General features: G+C 55.5%; 1 protein-coding gene. It reads right to left on the bottom strand.

Annotation, left to right across the window (positions count from 1 at the left end):
* A protein-coding gene (locus tag ABEH27_RS25645) for an IS3 family transposase (RefSeq protein ID WP_346616243.1) occupies positions 1–1,123 on the bottom strand; the annotation gives its coding sequence in 2 pieces (ribosomal slippage) (positions 1–775 and positions 775–1,123; 1,124 coding nt annotated over the 2 pieces). This gene is flagged as partial in the annotation.
* Between the last annotated feature and the right edge of the window lie 54 nt (positions 1,124–1,177).

Here is a 1,177-nt window from a genome sequence, read left to right on the forward strand (position 1 = left end):
CTCGCTTGCTCCAGATCTGCAGGACTACTCAACAGCAGCTCCATCTTGAGGATTCCGTTGATTCGCTCGGCCAGCGCGTTCTGGTAGCAGTCATACCCATCGGTCATGGAGCACTGAACGCCGTGCCGTTGATGCAGTGACTGGTATAGAGCCGAGCAGTATTGGATGCCTCGATCCGAATGGTGGACTAATGGCTGGCGATGACGTCGCTTGCGCAATGCCTGCTTGAAAGCTTGCGCCACCGATTCCGCATGCAGGCTTTCATGGACGTGGTGGCCAACGATTTTCCTGGAGTACGCATCCGTTATCAGGCTCAGGTATAGCGGGCCGTTACGTGCGGGCAGGTAAGTAATGTCGGCCACCCAGACGTGTTCCGGCCTTGTCGGAACAATCTGGCTTGGCCCAGGCTTGAGTAAGTTGGGATGGCGGTAGAAGCGATGAAAGCTTTGTGTTGTCTTGTGGTAGGCCCGCTTAGGCAGTACGAGCAAACGGCGCTCTCCCAAGACCTGGAATAGCCTATCTCGGCCGACCTGGAATCGTCTGTCAGGTTGGCAATGCAGCAGATAGTGCAGCTTGCGGGTACCCAGACGGGGCTGGCGCATTCGGACTTGCTGTACAAACTCAACCACCCGGTCTGCCTGACGTTCTTTGCCATCAGCGGCTCGGTTGCGTTTGTAGTATGCCTGTCGACTGATGCCTAGAAACTGACAAGCCCTGGCAATGCTCAGTCCTGCGACTTGGCCTTGCGAGAGGACTTGCCGGATCGCTTTTTTACGACCGAAACACCATAGTCATTTTTCAGAACATCAACGACCGTCTCGAAGAACTGGGCCTTCTGGCTCATCAGCTCAAGCTGCTGCTCAAGCTCTTTGATTCGCTGCTCTGGAGTGAGCGGTTTGGGGTCAGACATCGCGCAGCTCCTCTCGACTCGGATCGATGCCCCTTGGCTCCAATCCTGCCGACCGTGCTTACGCAACCATACCAGAACCGTCGACCGGCCCTGGATGCCATACCGTTCCTGGGCCTGGCCGTAGGTCATCTCGCCTTTTTCAATCTGATCAACCACCGCCAATTTAAAAGACAGTGAGTAATCTCGCTGTGTGCGCTTTACACCTTGCTCCATCTGACTCTCCGGAAATTCGGGATGGGAGGTGTAAACCTTATTCAGGACGGGACA

Origin of the sequence: Pseudomonas sp. P39-UII1, assembly GCF_039672635.1 — a bacterium.
Taxonomy (GTDB): Bacteria; Pseudomonadota; Gammaproteobacteria; order Pseudomonadales; family Pseudomonadaceae; genus Aquipseudomonas.